Genomic DNA, 21626 nt, shown 5'->3' on the forward strand with positions numbered 1-21626 from the left:
GACCGCATTGTTCATCGTACATCATACACTCCCTTAAAGTTTCACCCGCACACCGATCAGCACGTTCCGGGTGGCTTGGGGGAAGTAGTAATTGTCGGAGGCGACGCGGCCTTCGCTGACATAGGCGTAGGTATAGCCGTTCGACTCGTACAGTTCGTTGAAGGCGTTGTTGAGCAGCACCGTAAACGCCATTTCCTGCACAAACCGGGGCTTGATGGTATAAATCAGCCGCAGGTCGTTTACGAAATAAGCGTTCAGTTTGCGGGCGTCGCTGCTGGTGTTGTCCAGAAACTGCTGACCCACGTATTTGCTCAGCAAGCCCACCTCCAGCCCTTTGGCGGGCGTCAGCAGCAGTTGCGAACCGGCAATCACGTTGGGTGAGAACGCGATGTCGGTCGTACCCAGTCGCTGAAGGTCCTGGTTACCTGTATCGAAATTGTCGAGGTAGAACGTGGCGTTGCGCACCTTGTTCTGGCTGATGGTCGCGTTGGCATTCCAGCGCAACGCCTTCGTCAGTACCAGCGTGCCATCGAGTTCAATGCCCGCCCGATAGCTGCTGGGTACGTTGATGCGGTTGTACGCCCCCACATCGTTGATCTGCCCATTCAGCACAAGCTGATTCCGGTAGTCCATGTAATAACCGTTGACGTTCAGGGCGTAGCGGTCACTGCGGATCTTGATACCGGCCTCGTAGTCGTACAGCGTCTCGGCCAATGGGCGGCTCCCCGGCGTCGACTGCGTGTAGTCATCGCGGTTGGGCTCTTTGTTACCCACACCAAAAGAAGCGTAGGCCGTTAGCTGATCGCTAACCGTATATGTCAGGCCGGCTTTGGGGTTAAAGAACGTGAGCGCCGCCTGCTGCGTGACGTTCCGCTGCTGGTTGTCAAAACCCAGAAACGAGTAGTCAACGGTACGTACCTGAAGATCCACGTAGGCGTTCAGTTTGGGCGTGAACTGGTAGTAGGCTTTGGCGTAAAGGTTGGCGTCGGTTTTCGTCGCGTCGTCTTCGTAATAGCGCTGGCGGATGTTGCTCGTCGACGCAAACCGCGCCCAGATTACCTCGCCAAAGTGCTTGCCCTGATAGCGGTTCCAGCCGCCACCGATGTTAGCGGTCAGCCGTCCGCTGCCGGTGTAGTCGAACGAGAAAACGGTGCCATAGAAATCGTTGTCGAGCCAGCGCCGCCGGATCAGGTCGGTGCGGCGAATGGTTGAATCACCGATAACCACGTTGGGTAACCCATACCGGCTAAGCTGGTCGTTTTCCCGGTATTGCTCATAATAGCCCCGCCCTTTGGTGTAAAACGCCGACACGTTGGCCCGCCACCGCCGACTCAGTTCAGTCGAGGTGATGAGCTGGTACTGATCCTGCTGGTAGTTATCGGTTTCGTTGTCGTAGGTCAGGCTGTTGTACGTACGGTTAGTGGCCAGCAGCGCCTCCGGCACGCCATTCCAGGCCTGATACGTTTTTTCCATCCCGGAGAACACGTTGAGCCGCACGTAGTTCTTCGCCCCGTAATAACCACCCGATACGTAAAACGATTTCAGGTCCGACGACGCCCGATCGATGTAGCCGTCAGACGCCACTTTGGACAACCGCGCATCCACCACGAAATGATTGTTGAGCAACCCCGATCCGGCCGAAACCGTAGCGCGCCGGGTATTGAACGACCCACCCGACAGGTTCACTTCGGCGTATGGCTCTTTCTGAAGCGCGTTGGTCTGCACGTTCAGGCTGGCCCCGAAGGCCCCGGCCCCGTTGGTCGACGTACCCACGCCCCGCTGAATCTGTACGCTGCTAACCGACGACGCAAAATCGGGCATGTTCACCCAGAACGTCCCCTGCGATTCGGCGTCGTTGTAGGGAATGCCGTTGAGCGTGACGTTCACCCGCGTGGCATCAGAACCCCGGATGCGAATGCCCGTGTAGCCAACGCCTGCACCCGCATCGGAAGTCGTTACCACCGATGGCGTGAAGTTGAGCAGCAGGGGCAGATCCTGCCCCAGGTTGAGCTTGGCCAGCTCTCGGCGGGTTACGTCGGTGTAGGCGACGGCCGTTTTTTCGTTGGCACGCGTAGCCAGCACCACTACTTCGTCCATGACGGTTTCGCTCTGGCGTAGGGAAATGGTGACGGGGCCATTGGCTGGCACATTAACAGACTGATCAACAGGCGCGTACCCCACCAGCGATGCACGGAGCTGGTATGTACCAGGCCGTAGATTAGTGAGCTGAAAATTACCGTTGGCATCGGTGTTGGTTCCCTTCAGCGAGCCGTCGAGCGTGATGGCTGCGCCCACCAGCGCACCGCCGCCAGCGTCACGTACCTGACCCGATAAGGTTGTTGATTGCTGCGCCCAGGCAGTCAGCGTGAGTAGCCACAGCAGAAAGCTGCAGGCCAGTCGATAGGTTGTTGTTTTCATCGCAGTGCGCGAAAGCAACGAACAGGTAAAGGGGCTGTTACCTACCGTTTTGGTTTGTATGGTTGTCTTGTATTGCCGCAGCGAACACCCGTTCGCTGCGCCTATTCCCTGCTGCGGCATTACCCGTGTACAGGTTCTATGGGTATAATCTCAGCCCGTTGTTATAAGGCACCCCTATTAAGATTAGCAGGCGCAAAGATACAGCAGCCAACGCCAGAAATGGAAGCCATGCCACCTTTCTGGCACTTATTTCCTGGCTACGCCATCGGCGGCTTTCCGCACACGGCACGGCAACAGGCGGGTAGGCTGCTTCGGGGTAGCATGTCTAGACCAGCCACTATTCTTTATCTATAGGATAAAAGAAAATAGCGGATTCCCACGTTTTGTTATAAGAATTGTACTTGAGCAATTCGTTTTGGTACAGAACTTGCTTAAAACCAGATAGACCCGATTCGGCTTCTGATCTTACAATTGTAAACTCATGAAAAGTCTAATACTCTTTGTCCTGACTTGCCTTGCCTTTGTTGGTGTATTTCTGACGGTTACGGCCAGCGTATTTCTGATCGCCGGTATGGCCGTTTACGTGTTAGGGCGCCGCTTGTTCGGCTTCTCACGCCCCGTCTCCGCGTAAAAATTCTTTCGTCACCGTCGCCGTTCGCGTTCTGACCGGCGACACCAGAAAGAAACCGACAGCGGCCGGGCCGTTGGTCCGTACATTCCGAATATTGCTGGGTACGTTAGCAGGTGGCGTCGCAAAGAGGCCCGCATTCTGCAACTGTGCTTTCAATAACTCCCAAAACGTATAACCCTCCACCGTTATGGCGCGCATCTCGATCCGAACCGAATCGTTCAGTGCGTATAGCTTCTCGGGGTTGGCCGATTGGCGAATGGGCCGGATAAACTGAAGGCCATCGGTATCAGCGCTCCCCCGAAAGGCTCCGTTGTAGGCCAGAATAATGTCCTGCGGGCGATTCTGAAGCTGCCCGTTCCGGAAATACCGGATGTAGTAATAATCAGCAGCCCCGGCGATGTCGGTGGCGTAAAACTCAGCCCTGTAGCCCGTTTCGCTGGATACAGGGTTTATTTTTTGCTTCGAAAACGTGAGCGAGTCGATAGGCGGGATGCGCGGCATCTGCGCGATGGCCACGTACGATTCGCTGCCATACGTAATACTGAGCGCGTAGGTACGGCCGATCACGCCCAATTTGGCGGTATCGCTGCTGTTCGCGGGCTTCCATTTGTACACACCGTCATTGTCGGGGTCGGTAAACGCAAAGCGCCGCGTAATGCTGTTACCGGCCGCCGATACTTCGCCAACCAGCACCGACGCGCTCGTGACGGGCGTAGCCGGGCCATTATCGAAATAATTGCGGGTTTGTGTCAGCCGGATTTGCTGTTCGCCAGGCTGATCGGTGAGCCAGGCATCAATAGCCAGTTGGCTCGGGGCCGAGTCGATTTTGGTGTCAATGACCGTTTCGCAACTGGTCAGGACCAACGTACCTAGCAGGACTAGGGGCAAGTAAAGCAAACTCGTTTTCATCAGAATTTGAAGTTGTAGGTCACGGAAGGGATGAGGGTGGCAAACACCGAATAGCGGATCGCCTGCGTCTGGGCGATGTTGTCGGGGTTGGGCCGGTAGAACTCCGAGAACGGGTTTTTGCGGGCATACACGTTATAGACCGAGAATACCCAGTTGTCTTCTTTCTTCTTACCGGGCCGCTTTTTCCCCTGCAGCGTGGCGGCCAGATCAAGCCGGTGATAAGGCTGAATGCGGTAGTTGTTGCGTACATTTTCGGGATTGGTCCCTGCGGCGATATTCTGGAAATCGAATCGGTTGCCGAAGAAGGTGGCGGGCGTGCCACTCGCCAACACAAACGTGGCCGAGAAATTCCAGCGCGAGACTGAGCCATCAGCCCGTTTGGCGGGGTCATACAGCACCACGGCGTTGAGCGTGTGGCGTTTGTCGAACCGGGTCGGGTACCATTGGTTTTCGTTGATGCCCGTCACCAACCGTTCGGTTTTGGCCAGCGTGTAGCTCAACCAGCCGTTGATAACGCCCTTATTCTTGCGCAGGTAAAATTCGGCCCCATAGGCCCGGCCCTTACCCACCACCACGTCGCCTTCGAGGTACTGATTCAGCACCAGGTTGGCCCGGTCAATGTAATCGATCTGGTTTTGCAGCGATTTGTAGTACACCTCCACTGACGCCTCAAAGTCGTTGCCCGAGACTCCCCCAAAGTTACGGAAGTAGCCCGCCGCCACCTGATCCGACAGCTGCGGGGCAATATTGTTGGTCGATGGCGTCCAGACGTCGAGCGGGGTCGAGGCGGTTGTGTTCGAGAGCAAGTGCACATACTGCGCCAGCCGGTTGTAGCTCAGTTTGACCGAGCTGCCGGGCGCCAGATCGTATTTCAGGGCAAAGCGCGGCTCCAGATTACCATAGGTCTGAATGGTCTCGCCGGCTTTGTAGGTACGTGTCTCCTGCAGGGGCCGACGTACCCGGCCCGGCTGCGGCGAGTCGCCAAACGTATAGGCTTCACCGGGGCCGAGGTACTGGTAAAACGAGTAGCGCAGGCCATATTGGAGTTGTACACGCGGCGACACCTGCTGTTCATTGCCCACGTAGAGCGAGCTTTCCAGCGCGTATTTACTCTTTAGCCCAAACGACCGCACTACCCCGGCGCTCGCGGCCGTAGCCACACCGGGCTGGAAATCGTAGAGTAGCGCCTGCCCGCCAAACGTTACCGTGTTCTTGTTCCAGAACAGCGTGAAATCGGGCTTGATGCTGTAATTAACGATCTTGGCGTTGGTGCGGAAATAGTCGTTTCGGTTCTCGGCTTTCTGCCGCAGATCCGAGTCGAGCGAGTAGTCGTAGTTGCTGTAAAACGCCGTCGTGTTCAGAAACAGCTTGTCGTTGAAGACGTGGTTCCAGCGCATCGAGGCGGTGGCGCTGCCCCAGTTGAAGCCGAAATCGGCGCCAAATACGTCGCGCCCAAAGTACCCCGAAGCAAAAAGCGTGTTCTTGTCGTTGATCCGCAGGTTGGCTTTGGCCGTCAGGTCGTAGAAATAGAATTGGGAGCCTTTCAGATCGCCTTTCAGAAACGGTTGCGCCAGCACATCGGCGTATGACCGCCGGCCCGCCACGATAAACGACCCACGCGCCGTGCCGTCTTTGCCTTTAAATAGCGGCTGCTCATACGACAGGCGACTGAAAATCAAGCCAATACCACCATTAATCTCGCGCTTTTTGGCGTTCCCTTCTTTCAGCCGCACGTCCAGAATCGACGATACCCGTCCGCCATACAGCGCCGGAATCCCGCCTTTGACGAGCTTGACGTCTTTGACGGCGTCGGGGTTGAATACCGAGAAAAACCCGAACAGGTGGCTCGAGTTATAAACGGGTGCTTCGTCGAGCAGCACCAGGTTTTGATCGATACTACCGCCCCGCACGTTGAAGCCCGTTGCTCCCTCGCCGACCGTCGACACGCCGGGTAGTAGTTGAATGCTCCGCACAATGTCGACCTCACCCAACAGCGCCGGAATGCGCTGAATCGTTTTGATATCGACCTTATTGACGCTCATCTCGATGTTCGTCACGTTGTCGTCTTCACGGCGGGTCGATACGACCAGTTCTTGCAAATCCCGGCCTTCCTCCTTTAATTCAAGGTCTAATCGAACGTTCTGCGTCGTCAGATCAACAGTGCGGGTAAGGCGCTGGTAACCAACGTACGTAATCACCAGACCGTAGCTGCCTTTGGGGAGCGTGATCGAATAAAAGCCGTAGTTGTTGGTGACGGCCCCGGTGCCGGTTTCTTTGTTGTACACCGACACCCCAATGAGGCCTTCGCCATCAGACGCGTCTTTGACGTAGCCACTAACGGTGAATTTTTCCTGAGCGAAGGTGCTCAGTGAAAGCAACCAAAAGAGGCAGAACAAGGGTACTTTTAGTAACGTAGTTGAATGGTTCATGAAGTATAAGAACGTCCCGGTGAATCAGATTGGTAACGGCGCAGGCATGCTATTTGTTAACTGGCAACAAAGGTACCTAACCAGCGTGGGGGTCGTTTATTAACAATGAGTAAAACACGTTTTGGTAGGTATGAACGGTCTATATTGAGGCCGAAACTCTCCATCCAACGCTATGCATCTGTCTCGTCTGTTTTTGCTGCTTACCTGTCTGTTGGCAACGGGCGCCCAAGGGCAGTCGTTGCTATGGGAAGTGTCAGGTAACGGGTTGACCAAACCGTCGTATCTGTTTGGCACTTACCACATCCTGCGCGACAGCTACTTGCAGGGCGACACGCTGACGTGGTCTTATTTCAAACGGGCAGAAGGCGTCGTTGTGGAGATGGTCTTCGACTCGACGGAGGTGAACAAAGTGGCGCAGTACGGCACCATGGCCGATAAGAACCTCATTCACCTGATCAACGCCAGCGATTACAAACTGGTGGCCGATGAGTTCAACGCCATGACCGGGCAGGAACTGTCGTTTTACAACCAGATCAAACCGATCATTATCGCCACGGCGCTCAGCGTGGCCTATGCCCGCAAGCAGTCAGATACCCTCACGCGGTTTACAGGACAGCCCATCGACATGTACTTTGTGAATCAGGCCAAACTGCGACGCAAGCCACTACTAGGCCTAGAAACACTGGAAGAGCAGTTGAAACTGCTCTATGACCGCCAGCCCGTTGAGCAACAGGCCCAGCAACTCGTACGGCTGGTAAAACGCAAATCGTACGAAAAGCCCAAAGGCCCCAGCCTCACCGACCTCTACCTGAAGGCTGATCTGGAAGGCATGTGGAACCTGTTTCAGCGTGAGAGCGAAAGCAGTAGCGACCTATACGCCCTGATCGACGACCGGAACATGCGCTGGATGGGGCAGCTACGGCTGGCGATGGCGGGCCGCTCAACGTTCATCGCCGTGGGGGCGGGCCACCTGCCCGGCCCCAATGGGTTGCTCAACCTGCTCCGTGAAGCGGGGTTTAGCGTTCGGCCTCTTACCAACAAGGTGGCGTTTGCCCAGACAGCCCGATAGCCCGCCTCAGGCGTCTTCCGACTGGCTTTTCAACTTCCGAATCAGCCGTTTGGCTTCTTTGTCGTCGCGCTCGGGAAAATCGGCCGGGATGCTTTCAAGCAGTTCCGTCATAACGTGCGCGATAATCAGTTGCTGGTTGGCCCGGTCATCGCTGGGAATCACATACCAGGGGCAGTCGGGTGTGGCGGTGGCGTTGATGGCGTCTTGGTAGGCTTTCATATAATCGGGCCAGTATTCGCGCTCCTTCAGGTCGTTGTCACTTAGTTTCCACTGCTTTTCGTCGTCGTTGAGGCGAGCCAGGAGCCGCTGTCCCTGTTCTTCCTTCGACACATGCAGGTAGAACTTCACGATCCGAAAGCCATTCCGGTGCAGGTACGCTTCCATGTTGGCCATGTCGGTGTAGCGCTGTTCCCAGAGCTTGGCCTGGCTGCGCAGAAACTCGTCAGGTACGTTGCCCTCATCCAACCGGTCAGGGTGGACTTTCAGCGCCAGGACTTCTTCGTAATACGTCCGGTTGAAAATGCCGATAAATCCCCGCTCGGGTAGCTTTTTCCAGAAGCGCCACAAATAATCGTGGGCCATGTCTTCTTTGCTCGGTTTCTTGAAGGCTGCCACCTGAAACCGCGACGGGTTCACTCCTTTGAATACGTGCCGGATGCTACTGTCTTTGCCGGCGGCATCCATCGCCTGAAACAGGACCAGCACGCCGTATTTCTCGTGGGCATGCATGCGATTCTGCGCCTGATCCATGCGGTCGCTGAGGGCATCAAGTTGGGCGGCCCGGTCAGTTTCGTCGGTATAAAAGGGCTCGACACGGGTGGGTGTCGATTTGTGAGCATAGGGCGTTTTCCCGTCGTAACGGAATTGGCTGGTGTTGATGCGTTTCATGGGCTGGGTACGGTTTCGCGCGTTGCCGGTCGCCGGACCGGTGCTACAGGAATCAACCACCCCTTGTCCAATTTGTTTACCGGGCAGCTCATTGGCCCTAGCTAAGAATTGACTGAGTAACCACTTGATTTACAATAAGTCACGATTGGCAATTAGTAGCCTCCATCTGGCCCTCTCCGACTACATATAGCTCAAACCAGCCAGGTTAGGCCAGTTAGAAACCCTTCCTCCCTCATTGGCACACCTTCCATCACGAGGGGAATGATTGGAGCGGTCGGGTCAAACCGTTGCGTCAGCAGGCCAATCTGGTAGCGGGTTTTCATCAGGGCAGCTGGATGCCCGCCCCAACGGCTTGATCAGTGGTTCTGTCATACCAATAGCCGGATCGTTTGACAAACACCCACCAATCAATAACAATCTGTTCATTTGAAAATAGCGATCGGCCAAATGGCGGTACATTCCAGTCTGTTCACTGCTTCGCTATTTTCTCTTTATGCAAACTGCATCTGCTAACATACCCACCTTACCCGTAAACGGCGTTACCTTCTACCTGCCCCAATCCATCGACGACGTCAAGGCATTGCTCCGGCAGGCCAGGCAGGCCAACCAGTCGGTTTCGGTGCGTGGCTCGGGCCACTCGTTTCCACTCACGCCCCAAACCGAAACGTCTGCCAACACGATGCACATCATGCTGTCGCATCTGAATGCCGTTTCGCTCGACAAAACCACCGGTATCGTGACAGTACAGGCGGGCTGCCACCTCGGTCTCGACCCGTTTGACCCCACCAAAATCTCCACGACCGAAAACTCACTCTGTTACCAGCTCGACCCCCTCGATGCGCAGGGCCGACGTACCCAGCCCCCCGGCTGGGCCTTACCCGACCTGGGTGGCATCACCCACCAGACCATCGGCGGGTTCATGGCTACGGGCTCGTCGGGTGGTTCCACCAAATTTGCCTTTGAAGACGCCCTCCTGAGCGTTCGGGTGGTGTATCACGGCGAAACCGACGTGGAAGAACGCGTCTTTGAACGACCGGCCACCAATGACCCCAACGATCCGTTCTACGGAGCGGCGTTTGCCAGCATGGGCCTGATGGGCATCGTGGTCGAGGCCACCTACCAGTGCATTCCGGCCTTCAACATCGTCGGGAGCGAGCAGACCTTTTCACAGAGCGACTGCTCGATGGTCGATCTGTTTGGTCCGGGCAGCGGCGATACACCCAGCCTGCAACAGTTTCTGAACAAAACCGATTACACCCGGCTGATGTGGTGGCCGCAGGCCTCAGAACAGGAGATGGTAATCTGGCAGGCCGCGCGGGCCGACGCGTTCAAGGACTGGCAGACGTTTGTGCCGAAGCCCTACCTGGAAGTACCCAAGCCCTTTGGCTCGCAGACCTTACAAGACGTGATCGAGTGGCTGGCGGGTAAACTCTTTGAAACCATCGATCGCCTGCCCTTTTTCATCGAGCTGATCATCAAACGCATCTTCCCCAAGGGCAACCCCACCCGCGAGGAACTGATTCGGGAACTCGAAAAAATGCAGGATGGCATGCTCCTCCGCATCCTGAAATTCTTTGTGAGTCAGGGCGAAGACCAGCAGTTTCAGGACATCTGGTGGAATGGCCTGCCTATGGACAATCAGATGAGCGACGATCTCTTTCCCGTCTGGTTTACCGAACTCTGGATACCGATCGAACAGACCGAAGCGGTCATGCAGTTTCTGAAGAAATTCTACCAGAATCCCGAAAACGCGGGCATCTTTTCGGTGGAACTCTACGCCGCCAAGGCCAGTGAATTCTGGCTTAGCCCGGCCTACGGCACCGATGTGTTCCGGGTCGATGTGTTCTGGTTTGCCAAAAACGAGGAAAACCCCGTCGACTACTACGACCGCTTCTGGAGAGCCCTGCCCGCCGCCGGGTTCTATTTCCGGCCACACTGGGGCAAATACCTGCCTGATCCCAATGGCCCGCAGGGCATAACGTACCTGCAGGCACAATACCCTCGCTGGAATGACTTCATGACCCTGCGCCAGCAGATGGACCCACACAACCTGTTTGTAACCCCCTACTGGCAGAAGCAATTAGGCTTGTCATAAAAAGAGCGCGCTACGGGGCAGCGCGCTCTTTTAGTTATTCTTTCAGTTTCGGAATCAGTTTCTTCAGCGCCTCGAACCGCTCAGGGTCAGGCTTCATCTCTTTGAGAGGTAGCTTTTTCAACTCCTCGATCAGGATGCGGCCCACCAGCAGGCGCATGTTCTTCTTATCGTCGGCGGGGACCACATACCAGGGTGCGTGGTCGGTTGCCGTTTTGTTGATGGCTTTCTCAAATGCCTCCTGATAATCGTCCCAGAATTCGCGCTCGTGCAAATCGCCCTCCTCAAATTTCCAGTTTTTGTCGGGCTCTTCAATCCGGGCTAGTAGGCGCTCGGCCTGTTCTTTTTTGGAGACGTGCAGAAAAAACTTAATCGTGCGGAAGCCATTCCAGTGCAGGTGTTTCTCCATGTCGGCAATGGCTTCGTAGCGGTGCTTCCATACTTTGTCCAGGTCATCGATAAACTCGGCGGGCACCCGTTGGCTCTGGGTCAGTAGCTCGGGATGCACTTTCACCACCAGCACCTCTTCGTAATATGACCGGTTGAAAATCCCGATCATGCCCCGCTCGGGCAATTCGCGGTAGCTGCGCCAGAGCCAGTCGTGATCCAGCTCCTGCTCGGTTGGGCGTTTGAACGAATAGACCCGCAACCCGAGCGGATTAGTCCCCCTGAACACGTGCTGAATGGTGCCGTCTTTGCCGGCGGCATCCATCGCCTGAAATACAGCCAGCACCCCATACCGGTTGTCCGAAAACATGCGCGTCTGTAACTCGTCGATCTCGGCCGCGTTGGCGCTCAGTTGCGCATCATAGTCGGCGTCGTCGGCATAATAATCATCGACTTTGGTCTTCGCTTTTTTGATCGAAAACTTGTCAGAACCATCAAACCGAAAGGGGCTGGTGTCAATCTTGCTCATAAAGTGTTGGCAGGCGTGAACGGCTGTACCTGAGATAAAAGTAAGCCAAGTGACCGAATGGTGGCTGCTGTTTTGTCGGCGCTCCCATCCTATCGGCAAACTAATGCGTAGATGAGAATGTTAAGTTAACAGGCAACTAACTTGCTTTCATCGCAAATGACAACTGCCCCGTTTCGTTTTGCTGTCACGCTCCTGGCCATCTGGTTCAGTGTTGGCGCCACAGCCCAAACGCTCCCCCAATCAACTAAATCAAAACGAATGACTTCTGAATCAGCTTCATCGGCAACACTCGAAAAAGCGACGTTTGGCACTGGTTGCTTCTGGTGTACTGAAGCCATGTTTGAAACACTCGACGGTGTTAAATCGGCGGTATCGGGCTACGAAGGTGGTCAAACCAAAAACCCGTCCTACAAAGACGTTTGCAGCGGCGAGACCGGCCATGCCGAGTGCGTGGAGGTGACCTACGACCCCAGCAAAGTAACCTACGCCGAATTGCTCGAAGCGTTTTTTCGTAGCCACGACCCTACCAGCCTCAACCGGCAGGGAGCCGACGTCGGCACGCAATACCGCTCGGTGGTCTTTTACCACAACGATGAGCAAAAACGGCTGGCAGAAACGGCCAAAGCCGAGCTGGACAAATCGGGTGCGTATAGTAAACCCATCGTGACGGAAATTAGCCCCGCCACCACCTTCTACGAGGCCGAAGCCTATCACCAGAATTACTTCGCCAATAACCCCGACCAGGGCTATTGCGCCTTTGTGATCGCGCCCAAGCTCGACAAATTCAAAAAAGTATTTAAAGAGAAGCTACGCGCCGACGTTAGCCACTAACGCTGGCTGCTTGTCTTGAAAAGCCCCAATTCAGCGCTGGATTGGGGCTTTCTTCGTTAGTCAGCCGCTTTTTTCGTGCTGTACACCTGCGGTTCTTCAGCCGACGGAATTCGCCCCATCCTAATTTTGTCCTTAATCTGCAACGTTTCGTCGCGCTATATATAACCCTACAGGTAAGTACTGAGTTAATGAAAGGACTACTTGCAGTGCCGCTGATCTATGCTGCAATAACCACCGGATAAATCAGCCCATTCATGCCCGCTACCACTACAACCACACCTGATCTGCTTGATGAGGCCAATCGTCTTGAGGCGGTGAAAAGCTACAACATACTCGACACCCTGCCCGAGCAGGAGTATGACGAGTTGACCCAGTTAGCGTCGCACATTTGCCAGACACCCATTGCGCTCATCAGCCTGATCGACGAACGTCGACAGTGGTTCAAATCAACCCATGGGCTGGCTATTCAGGAGTCGCCACGGGCAGTTGCCTTTTGCAATCACACTATCCAGAGCCCGCAGGACGTGTTCGTGGTTCCCGATTCGCGCCTCGACGAACGGTTTGCCGAAAACCCACTGGTGACCGACGACCCCAACGTTGTTTTCTATGCAGGCGTACCGCTGGTTGATGATCAAGGGTATGCACTTGGCTCCTTGTGTGTTATTGACCGTAAGCCCAATCAACTAAGTGCGGCTCAACTGTCGGCTCTCAAAGTACTGGCCAAGCAGGTTGTGAATCTGTTTATTCTACGCAAGCAAAACCAGTTGCTGAATGCCCATCAGGCAGAAATGCAACAGACCATCACGTACCTGGCTGATACACAGCACCATCTAACCCAAAGCGAGACCAGCTATAGGCAGCTTGCCGAAGAGCTGGAAGAACGGGTACAGCAACGTACCCAGGAACTGGAACAAGCTAACCGCGAACTCAAACGGTCAAACGATAACCTTCAGCAGTTTGCCTACGTGGCCAGCCACGATTTGCAGGAGCCGCTGCGGAAGATCCAGTCGTTTGGTGCGCTGCTACAGGAACACCTTGGCAAACACGTTGACGAGCAAGCCGCCGATTACCTGAATCGGATGATTTCTGCGGCTACCCGGATGTCGCTCCTGATCACTGACCTGTTAACGTTCTCGCGTTTGTCTACCCGGCAGCGACCACCCGAATCGGTTGATTTACAAAGAATTGTAGCGAATACCCTGGACACGCTATCGTTGCAGATTAGTCAGCGGAATGCCCAGATTACGGTACAGCCATTACCCACTGTGCTGGGCGATGAAACGCAACTGACGCAGTTACTCCAGAACCTGTTGTCGAATGCAATCAAGTTCACCCCGCCGGAGCAAACACCGCAGATTCAGATTAGCCATACGCTCCTGAATAGAGCAGAATTACCGGCTCAATTACGCCCCACAAGTAATGCCGAGCGCTTTCATCAGATCGATGTCCGCGATCAGGGCATTGGGTTTGACCCCAAATACTTGGATCGCATCTTCCAGGTATTTCAGCGGCTGCACACAAAGCATCAATTTGCGGGTACCGGCATTGGCCTCGCTATTTGCGAGCGTGTGGCTACCAATCATAGCGGTTGCTTAACTGCCCATAGCCAACCAGGGCAGGGAGCCACTTTTTCGATCTATTTACCCGCTTAATTAAGGTAGTTGCTGCTCATAGCCTAGCCGGTCATGTCAATGAGTAGCAGAGATTGACGTATATGGCATACCGTTCAACCAGATACTTAGCCTGGCATGACCCAATCGTAATGTAGCCCGATCAGGCTTTAGTTGTCCTGGCTTACTGATAGCGGCCGGTTTGCCAATGAGCACCTGCCTATCGGGTGAGTTTGAGCAAGTTGCCGCTCGTAGCGCATTGTGTGACAAAAAAGCGCTATGCTGACAGGTCACTGGTAGCGCATTTCGTTTGACAAAAACGACCAGTAACGGGTTGTACACAATTCGGCGTTGATACAATCATTAGGCTATCACTTACTTTCAAGTATAATTTCAAAACAATGAAGTTATATGACAATACCAATATCATTTGTTAACTTGCTAAATAGTACACATTATTGTCAATATATCACGTCAATGGCTTGGTGCGGGCAATAACGCACAGATGCTTAAACCGTTGAAACGGCCCTCTTTTGCCAGAGTTCTGCCCTTTCTGATAGAGCAACTAGTAGCAGGTATACTAAACGGTTATTGTCTATCAATAGCCTCATAAAACATAAGATGGGCTGCTGCTGGTAGCAACAACCCATCGTTTCTTTTTAGTTGGATAAAGTAAATTGAAAAGCTTCGGTCGTGATGAACTGAAGCTTTTTTGTTACTGTGTGATTCATAATAACAATCGCAAATATGAGCTATTAGTTAACAAAGGCAAGTCTCCTATTGAGAAAATTATTGATTGAGTGGTCGGTTGCACACTCATGTTCCACAGCAACCAACTGACTAACGTACCTGGCCAGGTACGTTGCTGATTCCCTATACAAACAAAGCGTACCGGAACAGGCAATCAGCTAGAGGCTCCTCTACACTGACGACCCGTTTCAGTACGCTTCCAATGTAACACGTAGCTACTGGCTATTAGACAAACTCGACGCCCCGCTCTTTGGCGTCGGCAACGAATTCTTTCACCTTTTGCTCTTCCTCTTTCCGGCAGATCATCAGTACGTTGTCATACTCGGCCACAATGTATCCGTCGAGGCCGTTGACCACAACGAGGCGATCTTTGGGTGTTTTGATAATGCAGTTGCGCGTATCATAGAGCATGATATGCCCGTCGATCACGTTCAGCTCGTCGCTCTTGTCGGATACTTCATACAATGATTTCCACGTACCCAGATCCGACCAACCGAAGTCGCTCAGCACCACGTAGACATTATCGGCCTTTTCCATCACGCCATTGTCGATGGAAATACTTTTGCAAAGCGAGTACGCCTTGTCAACAAACGCCTGCTCATCGCCGGTGTAATAAATCGATTTCCCCTCGGTGAAAATCTCGGCGACTTCGGGCAGGTATTCGTTGAACGCTTTGCAGATGCTCTGTACATTCCAGACGAAGATACCCGCGTTCCAAACGAATTCGCCGCTTTCCACAAACTGCTTGGCTAGTTCGAGGTGGGGCTTTTCGGTAAACGTTTTTACCTTCTTCACCTCGCTTCCCGACTCATCGTCGGCGATGTATTGGATATACCCGTATCCGGTATCAGGGCGGCTGGGCTGAATTCCGAGCGTTACCAGCACGTCGTTATCCTTCGTGGCGGCCAACGCCGTCCGGATCGTGCGCTGAAACTCATCCTGCTTCAGAATGATATGGTCGGCCGGCGCCACTACGATATTGGCCTGCGGGTCGCGCTCGGCAATTTTATAACAGGCGTAAGCAATGCAGGGGGCCGTATTGCGCGCGACTGGTTCGCACAGAATCTGATCGTCAGACAGCTGCGGTAGCTGTTGCTGGCACAGATCCTTGTATTTGTCGCTGGTAACGATGTAAATGTTTTCGGGCGGGCAGATCCCGTCGAACCGATCAGCAGTTTGTTGCAGCAGTGTACGGCCCGTGCCAAGTACATCGTGGAACTGCTTGGGGTAGGTACTGCGGCTGAATGGCCAGAAACGAGTTCCGACGCCACCTGCCATTATGATAACATATGTGTGATTCATGAGCAAAAGTCGACTTATCGCGCCTACTAAACTGCCGACAAGAAAGTTGATACCACAAAAGTAAGCTAAAGGGCTGTTGACCCGGGGTAGCCAGTGGATAATTACGAGCGTACGAACCGCTAGTGAGCTCAGAGACAGTCCAATGAAGGAGCGGATATATTATTATTTCATCATAAATTAGGATTTGTTACCAATATTTGACTTAGGTAACCGAAAAATAAATTGCTGATTAACAATACATTAACAAAAAAATCAGGCAACTCAACACGTAAATATTTCAATATAAAATTGTACAAAGTGCATATTGTCAGTATGTTTATCCACCTAATCAGGTTTAACTCACTACAACAAACATCCTATGCTGAGACACTTACACCTAAAGGCCACGCTTGCTGGCCTGTTTTTTTTGCTGACTCTCACGGCAGCCTGGGCTCAGACTAAACTATCGGGGCGCATCAGTGACGCCAGTGGTCAGCCGCTGCCCGGTGTCAGCCTGACCGTCAAGGGGCGGGTATCGGGCACGATTACCGACAGCCGGGGCAATTTTTCGCTGACCACCAACACACCCCCACCGTTTGTGTTGCTGGTAACGTCGGTTGGTTTTAAAGGGCAGGAGTTAACCGTAAACAGCTCCAACGCCACCTTCGACATAAAACTGGACGAACAACCCCTGCTCGGGCAGGAAGTGGTCGTGGCGGCATCACGCGTGGAAGAGACCGTGCTCAAATCGCCGGTAGCGGTCGAGAAAATGGACATTCGGGCCATTCGTGAAACTCCCGCCGCCAGCTTTTACGACGGCCTGGCCAATTACAAAGGTGTCGACATGGCGGCGCAGGGCCTGCTATTTAAATCCATCAACCTGCGCGGCTTCGGGGCGACCGGTAACCCACGTACGGTGCAGATGATCGATGGAATGGATAACTCAGCCCCAGGCCTGAACTTCCCGATCGACAACATTGTGGGCATGCCCGAACTAGATGTTGAAAGCGTGGAGATTCTGCCCGGCGCGGCCTCGGCCCTCTATGGCCCCAACGCCATCAACGGCCTGGTGCTGATGAACAGCAAAAGTCCGTTTCTGTATCAGGGCCTGAGCGCCAACGTACGAGGTGGGGTAATGAGCGCCAGCAACCGCACGACCGCCAACACGCCTTTCTACGACGGGTCAATCCGGTATGCCAAAGCGTTCAATAACAAGCTGGCGTTTAAAATCAACCTGTCGTACATCAAAGCAGACGACTGGCAGGCGACCAATTACAGTAACCTGAACGTAGCGGGTGCCCAAACGGGGATCAACGACCCGGCTCGTGGGCTAGGCGTAGCCCCTAACTACGACGGCGTCAACACGTACGGCGACGAAGCGCAGGCCAACATACTCACGGTTGCCAATAGCCTTATTTCGGCGGGTCGGTTGCCGGCTTCAGCGGCAGCACTGTTCCCGAACCGGAGTGTGAGCCGCACGGGCTTCCGCGAAATCGACATGGTCGATTACAACACCAAGAGTTTCAAGTTCAACGGCGCTGTGCATTACCGCCTCACCGAAAAGGCTGAGCTCGTGGGTCAGTTCAACTATGGCTACGGCACGACGGTCTATACGGGCACGGGCCGCTATTCGCTGCGAGGCTTCAGCCTCAGCCAGGCTAAAGTGGAGTTGCGGGGCAGCAACTACACCTTGCGGGCTTATACCACGCAGGAACGCTCGGGCGACTCCTACACGGCCGGTCTAGCCAGCGTATTTATGAACGAGGGTATCAAACCCAGCACGCAGTGGTTTGGCGAGTTTGCCGGGGCATTTGCGCAGGCCCGTGGCGGTGGTCAGTCTGAAGAGCAGGCTTTCGTGACTGCCCGGACGTTTGCCGACAACAACCCGTTTGCCAGCGGTTTCAACAACGGGGTACGTCCTCAAGCGGGTACGGCGGCCTATCAATCGCTGCTCGATACGTACCGCAACCGGCCCATTACGCAGGGTGGCGGCGCTTTCCTCGACAAATCGAATCTGTACCACGCAGAAGGTGTCTATAACCTGAAAGACAAAATCAAGTTTGTCGACATTCTGCTGGGGGCCAACTACCGCAATTACAGCCTCGGCTCGGAGGGTACGTTGTTTGCCGATCAGGTAGAGAACCGTAACGGGCGCATCAGCATCAACGAATACGGCGCCTTTGCGCAGGTGGGCAAAAACCTGTTCAGCAACCACCTGAAATTGACGGGTTCACTCCGCTACGACAAAAATCAGAACTTCGACGGTCAGTTTACGCCGCGGGTATCGGCCGTGGGTACGTTCGGTGAACACAACATCCGGCTGTCGTACCAGACAGGCTTCCGCATCCCGACTACGCAGAACCAGTACATCGATCTGCTGGTACCTAATGCCCGCCTGATCGGAGGCCTACCCGAGTTCTATAATCGCTATAATCTGGCCAATTCCTATCCCTTGACCAACGTGCAGGCAGTAGGCGCCGCGATTGAAGCAACCCGCGCTAACCCGGCGACGGAGGTACAGGCCAGAGCCGTAATTACCCAACAGGTAACGGCCCAGGTAACCGGTGCCGTTCAGCAACTTGTTGCTGCCGGCACTGTCCCAGCTAGTGCATCTGCCGTTGTCATTCAGCAGCAGGTAGCCGCCGCGCTACCCGCCGCCATTTCAGCCAACGTAGGCAATGTCACGCAACTACTGGCAGTATCAGCCAATTACAACAACCTGAAACCCTACCAGCGGAAGCCTTTCAAGCCGGAGCGCGTGGCGAACTACGAGATCGGTTATCGGAGCGTATTTGGCAAGAAACTGTTTGTCGATGCCTACTACTACTACAGCGTATACACCGATTTCATTGGTAACGTAATTCTGCTACAGCCTAAAGCGTCGGTCGCTCCTGGTTTGCTGGAAGAGAAAAGCGGGGTATTTAGCGGCAATACCCGGCAGGTGTATTCATTACCCGCCAATAGCAGCCAGGATATTACTGCCTCGGGCTGGGCACTGGGCCTGAATTACGCACTTGGCCAGGGCTACACGATCAACGGTAATATCTCGAACAACAAACTGAACAACTTCACCGCCTCCGACGAAGTGCAGTTTGCGCAGTTCAACACGCCCGCATACCGCTGGAACCTGGGCTTTACCAAACGCGCCAGCAACAGCTCAAAAATCGGCTTTAGTGTCGCCTTCAAGCATCAGGACGCCTTTGTGTGGGAGGCAGGCTTTGTGCAGCCGTCAGAAACGGGCGTTCCGTTCTTCTCCAACACGATCGTACCGGCCATCAACAACCTCGATGCGCAGGTTAGCTACAAGGTGAGCAGTCTGAAATCGTTGATCAAGATCGGCGCGACCAACATCGGCGGAACGCCTTACATTCAGGCTTATGGCAGCCCGGCGATTGGGTCGATGTATTATGTTGGCCTGACTTTTGACGAACTGATGCAATAAAATTTAGTGATCGGCTAAGGGCTGATTCTTACGGCTACGTATCCATAGGGCTATGTAACCGTATGGATCAGCCCTTAGTCATTGATGATCAACCATTTTTCTCGTGACGCGCCGCTTTTCAGTTCGTCATAAAGCTGAATGGGCGGCAAGCGGAGATCGAATGTCGATTACCCAGGATAAGTATGTAGCAATTTTAATCTCCGCCCAAAGCAGGGAAAATCGTACTGGCTTTCTTTTTGTTTTTCGAAGCTTGCAGCCTGATTACCATACGTCTTTATCCATATGAAAAAATCTATTTACACTCTGCTGCTGCTCTGTGCACTCCTGCCAACCGCAGGACGGGCCCAGGTCACGCAAAAGTTTGCCTGGACAGCGCGGCTGCCTGCTCGACCCATTGCCATCGCCACCGACGCTGGGCGCGGCGCCTACGTGCTGCTGGAAGGCAATACCATTCTTCAGATCGACGCGCAGGGGCGCGAACGCTGGAAACAAACCTTTACCGATTGGCCAACGATCCGGCGCATCACGACGACGTCGACCGGTCAACTCGTGATGGCGGGGCCCTTCACGGGGCAGTTCACCATCAGCGACTCCACGTATAAGCTCAACGAGGACTACGAAACCAGCACGTTTGTAGCCGCCCTCGACAGCAACCACGCCCAGCGCTGGACAACCTACATCATTACGCCCGACGGGCTGATGAGCCAACCCACCACCCTGGCGACCGACGCCAGCGGGGCCATTCTGGCCTTTGGGCGCCGCTCTGAAAGTGGGAATCCGTTTCTCTGCCGGTTTGATATGGACGGGCGTTTTCTGGGATCGCGCGTATATGGTGGTCCGGTGGTGCCGGCGCCCGACGCCGTAGCGATGGTAGCCAACTCGGAAGGGCAGGCGCTGCTGAGCATTACCGAACGCACCCGACAAAGTAGTTCGGGCGTCCTGACTAAAGTGACTGACGATTCGCTTTATTGGACGGCCTACATCGGCGAGAGCCTCGGCTCCGTGCCCGATCGCCGCTTCGATACCAACCCACTTGACCTGAGTGTCGATCGGCGCGGCAATACGGTCGTATTATCGAACTACACACTTACCGACCGGGCCGAAGGGCTGCGCGTCGAGCAGGGGCAGGCGCTGCTCCGCTACGACGCCAGCGGCAAGAACACCTGGTTGAAAACGGGCGTCGTCCGGCCCGATTCGGCCATGGCAACGGGCCTGGTTGTTGACCCGAGCGGGGCCTTTGTGGTCTTTGGCGGCTATGAAGGCGAGTACACGCCCGAAACCAACACGTACAGCAAAGCCGACTACATCAGCCTGGCCGGTTACTCGCCCGAAGGGAACTTGCGCTGGACCACCCGCCTCAACGCCAGCAGCGGCAATGATCACCTCGTCGACGTGGTTCGACTGAACAACGGCTCGCTGCTCCTGCTGGGTAGCACCACCGGTACGTTGACGTCGTTGTCAGCCACAGGTACGTCAGAGACTCCGGCTTATTTCCTCACGAACTTCCAGCCGTTTGACCTGCAACCGACGACCGCTCAATCGGTGGTGTTGTGCGCCAACGGCCAAACCACGTTACGGGGCAACTACGCTGGTTATTTTGAACAGCCGCTGACGCTTCAACTGTCCGACGCGACGGGCAGCTTTACCAACCCGCAGACGCTGGCCAACGTACCCATCGGGGTATCGGGCAGCCTGTTCTCGGTAACGAATTTCGCCGTGACGGTACCCGTTCCAGCGAGTGTGGCTGCCGGCACGTCGTATCAACTTCGGGCCGTATCATCGGTACCGGAGTATTTGGGCGCGACCATCACGGCTACGGTAGCCCAGGCGCCAGCCATTCCGATGGTGCAACAGGTGGGTGATGAGTTGCTGGCGTCGACCACAGGTACGTCAGGTGTGACCTATCAATGGTACACGAGCGGTCAGCAGCCCGTTTCGGGCGCAACCGGGGCGCGTTTCCGGCCCACGCAGCCGGGTGCTTATTACGCAGTCGCGATGGCAGGCGGTTGTCCGTCGCTCGCCTCCGAGGCGCTGCAATTCCTGTTGTTAGCCAACGAACCTACGGTTACGATCTCGGTCTATCCGAACCCGGTTTCTGACCGTCTGCTGGTTCAATGGCCCGCCGCCATCGCTACCAACGGTCAGCTGGAGCTTACCGACCTGACCGGCCGGACGGTTCGGCAGCAGGCCCGCACCGGCGAGGTAACCGAACTGAATGTGCGCGACCTTACCACCGGCGTTTACCTCCTCAGCCTGCAAGCCGACGGCCAACCCCGTCAGGTGCATAAGGTGATGGTGAAGTAAAAAGACCTTCAACGTAAAACGGCCAAGTGGCTGACGCGCTCTGTGAATGCGTCAGC

The 21626-nt window shown here is 54.8% G+C and carries 13 protein-coding genes; 6 read left to right on the plus strand and 7 right to left on the minus strand.

Translation table 11 applies throughout. From position 1 onward, the window contains the following. Nucleotides 1-33: 33 nt before the first annotated feature. The 3 genes from FAES_RS27950 to FAES_RS27960 all read right to left on the minus strand — a co-directional run bounded on the left by FAES_RS27950 (nucleotide 34) and on the right by FAES_RS27960 (nucleotide 6387). Nucleotides 34-2418 (minus strand): TonB-dependent receptor, encoded by a 2385-nt coding sequence (locus tag FAES_RS27950; protein ID WP_041258457.1) that lies wholly within the window; start codon nucleotides 2416-2418, stop codon nucleotides 34-36. Between the two features lie 610 nt (nucleotides 2419-3028). Next, the gene (locus tag FAES_RS27955) at nucleotides 3029-3958 is read right to left on the minus strand and encodes a DUF4249 domain-containing protein (protein WP_015334571.1); all 930 of its coding nucleotides are present in this window, start codon (nucleotides 3956-3958) and stop codon (nucleotides 3029-3031) included. Continuing rightward, nucleotides 3958-6387: a TonB-dependent receptor gene (locus FAES_RS27960; RefSeq protein ID WP_015334572.1), complete on the minus strand. Its 2430-nt coding sequence runs from the start codon at nucleotides 6385-6387 to the stop codon at nucleotides 3958-3960. The genes FAES_RS27955 and FAES_RS27960 overlap by 1 nt, the downstream gene beginning before the upstream one ends. Before the next feature lie 172 nt (nucleotides 6388-6559). Here FAES_RS27960 and FAES_RS27965 point away from each other — a divergent pair, with 172 nt between their 5' ends. Continuing rightward, a complete protein-coding gene (locus FAES_RS27965; RefSeq protein WP_015334573.1) occupies nucleotides 6560-7456 on the plus strand; it encodes a TraB/GumN family protein in 897 nt (298 codons plus the stop codon). A gap of 6 nt (nucleotides 7457-7462) precedes the next feature. On the opposite strand, the gene FAES_RS27970 is transcribed toward FAES_RS27965, so the two are convergent. Together FAES_RS27970 and FAES_RS30785 are read right to left on the minus strand one after the other, a co-directional pair. After that, nucleotides 7463-8344 (minus strand): PPK2 family polyphosphate kinase, encoded by an 882-nt coding sequence (locus FAES_RS27970; RefSeq protein WP_015334574.1) that lies wholly within the window; start codon nucleotides 8342-8344, stop codon nucleotides 7463-7465. Between the two features lie 191 nt (nucleotides 8345-8535). Next, nucleotides 8536-8667: a hypothetical protein gene (locus tag FAES_RS30785; protein WP_015334575.1), complete on the minus strand. Its 132-nt coding sequence runs from the start codon at nucleotides 8665-8667 to the stop codon at nucleotides 8536-8538. 170 nt (nucleotides 8668-8837) lie between these two features. Between FAES_RS30785 and FAES_RS27975 the strand changes: the two genes are divergently transcribed. Beyond that, entirely contained in the window at nucleotides 8838-10439 is a 1602-nt protein-coding gene (locus tag FAES_RS27975; protein ID WP_015334576.1) for a D-arabinono-1,4-lactone oxidase, read from the plus strand. Between the two features lie 34 nt (nucleotides 10440-10473). Here FAES_RS27975 and FAES_RS27980 read toward each other — a convergent pair whose 3' ends face one another. Then, nucleotides 10474-11352 carry a PPK2 family polyphosphate kinase gene (locus FAES_RS27980; protein ID WP_015334577.1) on the minus strand — a complete coding sequence of 293 codons (879 nt, stop codon included), beginning with the start codon at nucleotides 11350-11352 and terminating at the stop codon, nucleotides 10474-10476. A 258-nt stretch (nucleotides 11353-11610) separates the two neighbouring features. On the opposite strand from FAES_RS27980, the gene msrA reads away from it, so the two are divergent. Together msrA and FAES_RS27990 are read left to right on the plus strand one after the other, a co-directional pair. After that, nucleotides 11611-12183: a peptide-methionine (S)-S-oxide reductase MsrA gene (gene msrA / locus FAES_RS27985; protein ID WP_041259593.1), complete on the plus strand. Its 573-nt coding sequence runs from the start codon at nucleotides 11611-11613 to the stop codon at nucleotides 12181-12183. Nucleotides 12184-12437: 254 nt separating this feature from the next. After that, complete coding sequence (locus FAES_RS27990) at nucleotides 12438-13835, plus strand: GAF domain-containing sensor histidine kinase (RefSeq protein WP_015334579.1); 1398 nt, start codon at nucleotides 12438-12440, stop codon at nucleotides 13833-13835. Between the two features lie 933 nt (nucleotides 13836-14768). Here the strand turns inward: FAES_RS27990 and FAES_RS27995 are convergent. Beyond that, a complete protein-coding gene (locus FAES_RS27995) occupies nucleotides 14769-15845 on the minus strand; it encodes a mannose-1-phosphate guanylyltransferase (protein ID WP_015334580.1) in 1077 nt (358 codons plus the stop codon). Between the two features lie 358 nt (nucleotides 15846-16203). Here FAES_RS27995 and FAES_RS28000 point away from each other — a divergent pair, with 358 nt between their 5' ends. Together FAES_RS28000 and FAES_RS28005 are read left to right on the plus strand one after the other, a co-directional pair. Next, complete coding sequence (locus tag FAES_RS28000; protein WP_015334581.1) at nucleotides 16204-19266, plus strand: TonB-dependent receptor; 3063 nt, start codon at nucleotides 16204-16206, stop codon at nucleotides 19264-19266. Between the two features lie 282 nt (nucleotides 19267-19548). Continuing rightward, nucleotides 19549-21570, plus strand: a complete 2022-nt coding sequence (locus tag FAES_RS28005) for a T9SS type A sorting domain-containing protein (RefSeq protein WP_015334582.1) — start codon at nucleotides 19549-19551, stop codon at nucleotides 21568-21570. Nucleotides 21571-21626 lie beyond the last annotated feature (56 nt).

It is taken from the genome of Fibrella aestuarina BUZ 2, assembly GCF_000331105.1.
Taxonomy (GTDB): domain Bacteria; phylum Bacteroidota; class Bacteroidia; order Cytophagales; family Spirosomataceae; genus Fibrella; species Fibrella aestuarina.

Bases quoted from the DNA above. Each gene is read 5' to 3' on its own strand.
- FAES_RS27950 (WP_041258457.1), bottom strand. From the start codon at position 2,418: ATGAAAACAACAACCTATCGACTGGCCTGCAGCTTTCTGCTGTGGCTA.
- FAES_RS27955 (WP_015334571.1), bottom strand. From the start codon at position 3,958: ATGAAAACGAGTTTGCTTTACTTGCCCCTAGTCCTGCTAGGTACGTTG.
- FAES_RS27960 (WP_015334572.1), bottom strand. From the start codon at position 6,387: ATGAACCATTCAACTACGTTACTAAAAGTACCCTTGTTCTGCCTCTTT.
- FAES_RS27965 (WP_015334573.1), top strand. From the start codon at position 6,560: ATGCATCTGTCTCGTCTGTTTTTGCTGCTTACCTGTCTGTTGGCAACG.
- FAES_RS27970 (WP_015334574.1), bottom strand. From the start codon at position 8,344: ATGAAACGCATCAACACCAGCCAATTCCGTTACGACGGGAAAACGCCC.
- FAES_RS30785 (WP_015334575.1), bottom strand. From the start codon at position 8,667: ATGAAAACCCGCTACCAGATTGGCCTGCTGACGCAACGGTTTGACCCG.
- FAES_RS27975 (WP_015334576.1), top strand. From the start codon at position 8,838: ATGCAAACTGCATCTGCTAACATACCCACCTTACCCGTAAACGGCGTT.
- FAES_RS27980 (WP_015334577.1), bottom strand. From the start codon at position 11,352: ATGAGCAAGATTGACACCAGCCCCTTTCGGTTTGATGGTTCTGACAAG.
- msrA (WP_041259593.1), top strand. From the start codon at position 11,611: ATGACTTCTGAATCAGCTTCATCGGCAACACTCGAAAAAGCGACGTTT.
- FAES_RS27990 (WP_015334579.1), top strand. From the start codon at position 12,438: ATGCCCGCTACCACTACAACCACACCTGATCTGCTTGATGAGGCCAAT.
- FAES_RS27995 (WP_015334580.1), bottom strand. From the start codon at position 15,845: ATGAATCACACATATGTTATCATAATGGCAGGTGGCGTCGGAACTCGT.
- FAES_RS28000 (WP_015334581.1), top strand. From the start codon at position 16,204: ATGCTGAGACACTTACACCTAAAGGCCACGCTTGCTGGCCTGTTTTTT.
- FAES_RS28005 (WP_015334582.1), top strand. From the start codon at position 19,549: ATGAAAAAATCTATTTACACTCTGCTGCTGCTCTGTGCACTCCTGCCA.